This window comes from Micromonospora sp. AB353, from assembly GCF_049538395.1.
GTDB lineage: Bacteria > Actinomycetota > Actinomycetes > Mycobacteriales > Micromonosporaceae > Micromonospora > Micromonospora aurantiaca.
The window spans coordinates 1-7638 of record NZ_JBMVFV010000140.1 but is presented as its reverse complement, the minus strand read 5'-3'; the positions used below and the strand labels follow the sequence as shown (position 1 = coordinate 7638).

The 7638-nt window shown below is 75.5% G+C and carries 4 protein-coding genes; 3 read left to right on the top strand and 1 reads right to left on the bottom strand.

The window, feature by feature from the left end:
* Positions 1-12: 12 nt before the first annotated feature.
* The 3 genes from ACPCK6_RS28825 (at position 13) to purE (ending at position 3763) form a co-directional block, all read left to right on the top strand.
* Positions 13-2049: a thioredoxin domain-containing protein gene (locus ACPCK6_RS28825; protein WP_423482779.1), complete on the top strand. Its 2037-nt coding sequence runs from the start codon at positions 13-15 to the stop codon at positions 2047-2049.
* 65 nt (positions 2050-2114) lie between these two features.
* Entirely contained in the window at positions 2115-3275 is a 1161-nt protein-coding gene (locus tag ACPCK6_RS28820) for a 5-(carboxyamino)imidazole ribonucleotide synthase (protein WP_423482778.1), read from the top strand.
* Positions 3272-3763, top strand: coding sequence for a 5-(carboxyamino)imidazole ribonucleotide mutase (purE, locus tag ACPCK6_RS28815; RefSeq protein ID WP_423482777.1), 492 nt, complete (start codon positions 3272-3274; stop codon positions 3761-3763). Before ACPCK6_RS28820 ends, purE begins: the two co-directional genes overlap by 4 nt.
* A gap of 56 nt (positions 3764-3819) precedes the next feature.
* On the opposite strand, the gene ACPCK6_RS28810 is transcribed toward purE, so the two are convergent.
* Positions 3820-7638, bottom strand: a 3819-nt coding sequence (locus tag ACPCK6_RS28810; RefSeq protein ID WP_423482776.1) for an SCO7613 C-terminal domain-containing membrane protein, incomplete at its 5' end; no start/stop codon positions are given.

Below are 7638 nucleotides of genomic sequence, written 5' to 3'. Positions count from 1 at the left end.
TAAGGTCGGGTGGTGAACCGACTCGCCGAGGCCACGTCGCCCTACCTGCTCCAGCACGCCGACAACCCGGTCGACTGGTGGCCCTGGTGCGACGAGGCGTTCGCCGAGGCGAAACGGCGCGACGTGCCGGTGCTGATCTCGGTCGGCTACGCGGCCTGCCACTGGTGCCACGTGATGGCCCACGAGTCGTTCGAGAACGAGGCAGTGGCGCGGCTGATGAACGACGACTTCGTCTGCGTCAAGGTCGACCGCGAGGAGCGTCCCGACGTCGACGCGGTCTACATGACCGCCACCCAGGCGATGACCGGGCAGGGCGGATGGCCGATGACCGTCTTCGCCACGCCGGACGGCACCCCGTTCTTCTGCGGCACGTACTTCCCCCGCGCCAACTTCATCCGTCTGCTCGGCTCGGTCGCCACCGCCTGGCGCGACCAGCGCGAGGCGGTGCTGCGGCAGGGCGCCGCCGTGGTCGAGGCGATCGGCGGCGCGCAGGCGGTCGGCGGCGTCACCGCCCCGCTCACCGCCGACCTGCTCGACGCCGCCGCGAGCCAGCTCGCCCGGGAGTACGACGAGACGAACGGCGGTTTCGGCGGCGCGCCGAAGTTCCCGCCGCACATGAACCTGCTCTTCCTGCTCCGGCACCACCAGCGCACCGGCTCGGCGCGCAGCCTGGAGATCGTCCGGCACACCTGCGAGGCGATGGCCCGCGGCGGCCTCAACGACCAACTCGCCGGCGGTTTCGCCCGCTACTCGGTGGACGGCCACTGGACGGTGCCGCACTTCGAGAAGATGCTCTACGACAACGCGCTGCTGCTGCGGGTCTACACCCAGCTCTGGCGGCTCACCGGTGACCGGCTGGCCCGCCGGGTGGCCCGGGACACCGCCCGCTTCCTCGCCGACGAGCTGCACCGGGCCGGTGAGGGCTTCGCCTCCGCGCTCGACGCGGACACCGAGGGCGTCGAGGGGCTCACGTACGTCTGGACGCCCGACCAGCTCGTCGAGGTGCTGGGTGCCGACGACGGCCGGTTCGCCGCGGACCTGTTCGAGGTCACCGCCGACGGCACGTTCGAGCACGGCACCAGCGTGCTGCGGCTGGCCCGGGACGTCGACGACGCCGACCCCGAGGTGCGGGCCCGCTGGCAGGACGTGGTGGGCCGGCTGCTGGCCGCCCGCGACACCCGCCCCCAGCCGGCCCGCGACGACAAGGTGGTGGCCGCCTGGAACGGGCTCGCGATCACCGCCATCGCGGAGTTCCAGCAGGTCGCCGCACTGCTCGTGTCGCCCGACGACGAGGACGCGAACCTGATGGACGGCGTCCTGATCGTCTCCGACGGTGCGATGCGGGACGCCGCCGAGCACCTGGCCACCGTGCATCTCGTGGACGGCCGGCTCCGGCGGGTCTCCCGGGACAAGGCCGTGGGTCAGCCGGCCGGGGTGCTGGAGGACTACGGCTGCGTCGCCGAGGCGTTCTGCGCGATGCACCAGCTCACCGGCGAGGGGCGGTGGCTGACGCTGGCCGGTGAGCTGCTCGACGTGGCGCTGGCCCGGTTCGCCGGCCCGGACGGTGCCTTCTACGACACCGCCGACGACGCCGAGCGCCTCGTCACGCGGCCGGCCGACCCGACCGACAACGCGACCCCGTCGGGCCGGTCGGCGATCGTGGCGGCGCTCGTGGCGTACGCGGCGCTGACCGGGGAGACCCGCTACCGCGAGGCGGCCGAGAAGACGCTGACGACTGTCGCGCCGATCGTCGACCGGCACGCCCGGTTCACCGGATACGCGGCAACCGTCGGCGAGGCGCTGCTGTCCGGGCCGTACGAGATCGCGGTGGCGACCGGCGACCCGGAGGGCGACCCGCTGGTGGCCGCGGCGCGGCGCCACGCCCCGCCCGGCGCGGTGGTGGTGGCCGGCGCCCCGGACCAGCCCGGCGTGCCGCTGCTGGCCGGGCGGCCGTTCGTCGACGGGAAGCCCGCCGCGTACGTCTGCCGGGGCTTCGTCTGCCAGCGGCCGGTGACCGGCGTCGAGGAGCTGGTCGCGCAGCTCGGCTGAGCGGAACAGGGCCGGGCCGCCCTCACGGTCCGGCCCGGCACCGGCCCTTATAGGCTGGCGGCGCTATGGACTCCCGTACCGGTCTCCCCGTCGTGGGCATGGTGGGTGGCGGCCAGCTCGCCCGGATGACCCACCAGGCCGCCATCGCTCTCGGCCAGTCGCTGCGCGTGCTGGCGCAAGCCCCGGACGACGGCGCCGCGCTCGTCGCCGCCGACGTCCAGTACGGCGACCACACCGACCTGGCCGCGCTGCGGACGTTCGCCAAGGGCTGCGACGTGGTCACCTTCGACCACGAGCACGTCCCCAACGAGCACATCCGTACCCTGACCGACGAGGGCGTGAAGCTGTTCCCGCCGGCCGAGGCGCTGGTGCACGCGCAGGACAAGCGGGTGATGCGGGAACGGCTCGGTGAGCTGGGCGCGCCGAACCCGGCGTGGCGTCCGGTGGAGTCCCCGGCCGACCTGATCGCCTTCGGCGAGGAGACCGGCTGGCCGGTGGTGCTCAAGGCCGCCCGGGGCGGCTACGACGGGCGCGGCGTCTGGATGGTCGACGACGCCGGCCAGGCCGGTGAGCTGGCCGCCACGCTGCTCGCCGGTGGCACCCCACTGCTGGTCGAGGAGCGGGTGGCGCTGCGCCGGGAACTGGCCGTGCAGGTGGCCCGGTCGCCGTTCGGGCAGGTCGCCGCGTACCCGGTGGTGGAGACGGTGCAGCGCGACGGCATCTGCGTCGAGGTGCTGGCCCCCGCGCCCGACCTGCCGGAGGAGCAGGCCGTGGCCGCGCAGCAGCTCGCCATCGACCTGGCGACCGCGCTCGGCGTGGTCGGCCTGCTCGCGGTGGAGCTGTTCGACACGCCGTCCGGGCTGGTCGTGAACGAGCTGGCGATGCGGCCGCACAACTCCGGGCACTGGACCATCGAGGGCGCCCGGACCTCGCAGTTCGAGCAGCACCTGCGGGCGGTGCTCGACTACCCGATGGGGGACACCTCGCTGACCGCGCCGGTCGTGGTGATGGCGAACGTGCTCGGCGGCGAGCCGGGCGGCATCTCCATCGACGAGCGGCTGCACCACCTGTTCGCCGCCGAGCCCGGGGCCAAGGTCCACCTGTACGGCAAGCAGGTCCGCCCGGGCCGCAAGATCGGGCACGTCACGGTGCTCGGCGACGACCTTGACGACGTACGGGCCCGGGCCGCGCGTGCCGCCCGCTGGCTCCAGGAGGGGCAGGCATGAGCACCGTCGGGCTGATCATGGGCAGCGACTCGGACTGGCCGGTGATGAAGGCCGCCGCCGAGGCGCTCGACGAGTTCGGCGTGCCGTACGAGGTGGGCGTGGTCTCGGCGCACCGCACCCCGGTCAAGATGATCGAGTACGGCCGGGCCGCCGCGGACCGCGGCATCCAGGTGATCATCGCGGGCGCGGGCGGGGCGGCTCACCTGCCCGGCATGGTCGCCTCGGTCACCCCGCTGCCGGTGATCGGCGTCCCGGTGCCGCTGAAGTACCTGGACGGCATGGACTCGTTGCTGTCCATCGTGCAGATGCCGGCCGGCGTGCCGGTCGCCACCGTGTCGATCGGCAACGCCCGCAACGCCGGCCTGCTCGCGGTACGCATCCTGGGCGCCTCCGACCCGGTGCTGCGCGACCGGATGGCCGCCTACCAGTCGAGCCTGGAGGACCTGGTCGCGGAGAAGGACGCCGCGCTGCGCGCCTCCCTGATCTGACCGTATCGTCACTCTCTGTTCCCGAGTTGCCTGGTCGCTCAGCGTGACCGGCCGGCTCACCGCATGCCGCGCAGGGCGGTCTGGAGGCGTTCCTGGGCACGGCGGCGGCGCTCGTTGCTCGCGCCCAGCACCAGCAGCACGATGCCGACCGGGATCAGCACCAGCCACGGGCCGAGGCTGAACAGCGCGTGCACGGCCGCGACAGCGGTCACCGTCGCCCCGACGATCACCGGCGCCTGCTGCCGGCTGGTCGAGCCGAAGATCAGCACCGCGACGGCGCCGAGCAGCAGCAGCACCTGGCGCAGCATGCTCGATTCGGTAGCGATCACGATCGCCAGTGTGGGCAGGAACGCGGTGACCAGCGCCGGCCCGTACGCCACCCAGCTCGACAGGTCGGGCCGGTGCCGCAGTTGCAGGACGCCGACCAGCAGGGCGAGCGCGGCGAACGGCAACGTGTACGCCTCCGGCAACGCCACGTCGGCCACCCGCATCAGGATCCACCAGGCGCTGATCTCGCAGGCCACCACCGCCCAGAACAGCAGGTTGCGTTCCATCGGGCGGCGTCCCGGACGGCTCGCCGCCACCCCGAGGACCGCGCCCCAGGCGGCCAGCAGCGCGGCGATGTGCCGGGGCGAGTCGTACGCCAGCGCCAGCGCGATGAGCGCCGCCCCGTAGCCGCTCCACTCGACCGTGGCCGCCTCCCGATACGCCTCGGGACGGCGCAGCCTCGGCAGCGTGGCGGCGAACACCTGCAACGCCGCGCCGACGGCGAGCACCCCGAACGCGGACCAGACGGCAGCCAGCCCGGACTTCAGACCGATCGTGAGCACGAACAGCTGAGCCATCACCGAACCGAACAACCAGCCCAGGATGCGCGCCCGCTGGGTGGTGCCGAACAACGCGGCGACGGCGCCCACGCCGACCGCCCCGCCGAGCGTGAACACGGTCAGGTCGCTCGTGGCGAGACTGCCGGCCAGACCGGCGCCACCGGCGGCCAGCCCGAGCGCGAAGACCAGCACCCGGGCCACCCGGATCGACCGGCCCGGCTCGGCGATCGCCGGCGGCGGGGTCAGCGCCAGCCCGAGCATCGAGATGGTGAACACCGCCAGCGCGGCCAGCGCGGTCACCGGCCAGCCCTTGCCGAGCGCCACCGGCGTGATCAGCAGCGTGATCGCCGCCCCGGGCAGGACCACCGGCACCGCCCGGGACCGCCGGCCGCCGCTGAAGCCGGTGGCGGCGAGCGCCGCGGTCACCGTCAGCAGCAACGCGGTGAGCACATGCGTGGGGTCGACCGCATCCGGCGGCGGGGTCAGCAGCTCCGGTGGCGGCCCCTGCCACACCCGGCGCAGCACCGCGAACGGCGAGAACAGCGCCACCACGAGCGAGGGCGCCAGGGTGGCCAGGGCCAGCGCGGTGGGCAGCGCCGCGGCGGCGAGCGCACCGGCGGCCGGGCTGACCCGCCAGCGCAGCTCGGGATCGTCCGGGGCGCGCCGGAGCGCCCCGTTGAGCAGCACGGTCCAGCGGCGTACCGGCCGGCCCGAACCGGCTGGCGGGACGGTGGCCGCCCGGATCAGCTCGGCGAGCACACCGAGCAGCGCGGCGGCGGCGGCGAACACGCCCGCCGGCAGGCCGACCGCGAGCGCCGCGGCGGCCGTCACGGTGGCCGCGCCGACGACCGCGACGCTGGCGTACGGGAGATATTGCGGCACCTGCCGGCGTACCGCCGCGATCGCGGCCAGACCGATGCTGGCGGCGGCGAGCGCGGCGGTGAGCACCACCTGCGGCGGACGGCCGTACTCGACCGCCAGCGCGGCCACCGCGCCGGGCAGCGCGAGCAGTGCGGCTCCGGCACCAGCGCCGCCCACCTGCACCAGGTGCGGCGGCATGCCCTCGGTGCGGACGTCGTCCACGAACGACGGCGCGACCACCCGGGCCACGGCGGCCACCGTGGCGCCGATCAGCGCGATGCTGCACAGCGCCAGCGCGGTGGTCCACGGCCGTACCAGCCCGGCACCGGCGGCGTGCAGCGCCACCACCCCGGCCACCGTGGCCCGGGACAGCGCGGCCCGGGGATCGGCCGACGCGGCGGCCGACATGCCGTAGACGGTGGCCACCATGCAGCCGACCAGCACCGGAGACCACCAGGGCAGGTCGAACGCGGCCGGGGCGCCCACAGTGGCGAGCACGGCGGCCAGACCGGAGACGTCGTACTTCCACGGCGGCGGCAGCAGGATCGCCGCGGTCACCCCCAGCAGCGCCAGCGCCACCGGGGCCTGCCAGGTCGATCCGCCGGTCGGCGCGGCCGGCCAGCCGGTCAGGTCACCGGCCCAGATCGGACCGGGGGTGGCCAGCACGCCGAGTCCGCCGCGCAACGCGCTCCAGGCGGCGATCAGGCCGATCAGCGTGCCACCGGCGGCGATGCCGAGGATCGGGCCACGCCGCCACTCCTCGGGCAGCGCGCGGGCGGCCACCGCCACCAGCAGCACCAGCGCGGAGGCCACCACGAGCTGACCGCCGGGGGCGAGCACCGCGGCGATCCGGGCCAGCGTGGCGACGAGCGCCACTGTGGTGGCGGCGAGCGCCAGGTCGGACCCGTCGAGGGACATGTCCGCGCGGCGTCCGGCGTCGATGCGCGGGGCGAGCGCCAGCAGCGCGGCGGCGACCAGGAGCAGGCTGCCCACCCAGGCGTCGGCCGAGGTCGCGCCCGGCGCACCGAACGCGGCGGCGGCGACCGCCACCGCGCCGAGCACCGTACCGAGCGCGTGCGGCATGCTCAGGTGCCGCTGCGCCACCTGCACCAGAGCGGCATAGCCGAGCGTGACGCAGACGGCGAGGAAGCTCGCCGCGAGGATCGGCACGGTGATCTCGCGCAGGTTCGCCGGCGTGGCGACCGGCGGCGTCGGCACCGTGGCCGCCACGAACGCGGCGACGGCACCGGGCAGGGCGAACGCCGCGCCACCAGCGGCCCAGGAGCAGACCGTCTCCGTCGCGGCGGCGGCGAGCCGGACCCGCGGGGCGAGGGACACCAGCGCCCCGGCCAGGAACAGCACCGTCAGCGCGGCGGCGGTGAGCGCCGGGCGGGCGAGCGAAGCGCCGGCGCCGATCAGGCCCAGCCCGGCCGCCGTCACCGCGTGCGCCACAGCGGACCGTTCGGTACGCGCGGTCAGCCCGAGCACGCCGACCGCTACCGCTGTGAGCAGCATCGGCCAGCAGGCCGCCGCCCAGCCCAGACCGAGCGACGCGGGTACGGCGAGCGCGGTGAGAGCCGCGCCGACCACCGCGAACTCGCGCCGGATCTCGGCCGGCAGCGCGATCACGGCGGCGATCGTGAGCAGCAACGCGCTGGCCGCGAGCTGCCAGCCGGTCGGGCCGACCGCCCGGGCCAGCTCGGCGTGCCATCCGCTCAGATCCGCCGACCACGCCGGCAAGGCGGCCCGGACCGGGGCCAGCCCGGCGCGCAGCGCGCCACCGGCGACCACCAGGCCGCTGACCGTGAGCGCCACCGCGGAGGCGATCTGCGGCCCACGCCGGGCCGTCTCCGGTACGGCCCGGACGGCGAGCCCGGTCAGCGCGATGACGGCGGAGATGAGCAGCAGGGACCGGCCGGGCAGGGCCACCGAGGCGACCCGGCCGAGCGCGCCGATGACCGCCAGCGTGAGGATGCCGGCGCCCACGTCCGGCAGCGGTGGCCGGCGCAGCACGAGCGTCCCGGCCAGCGCGACCAGGGCGGCGAGCAGCAACGTCGCGCCCGCGGCGGCGGCCGGCGGCACCGTGGCGGCGCGCAGCAGGCCGGTGACCGCGTACGCCAGCGCGACAGCGACCGCCACGCCGTGCAGCAGCCAGGTCAGCTCGGGCAGCCAGGGCACCGGCCGGGC

What these genes read in the sequence shown, in the direction of transcription:
- ACPCK6_RS28820 (WP_423482778.1), top strand. Translation starts at nt 2,115, where the DNA reads ATGGACTCCCGTACCGGTCTCCCCGTCGTGGGCATGGTGGGTGGCGGC.
- purE (WP_423482777.1), top strand. Translation starts at nt 3,272, where the DNA reads ATGAGCACCGTCGGGCTGATCATGGGCAGCGACTCGGACTGGCCGGTG.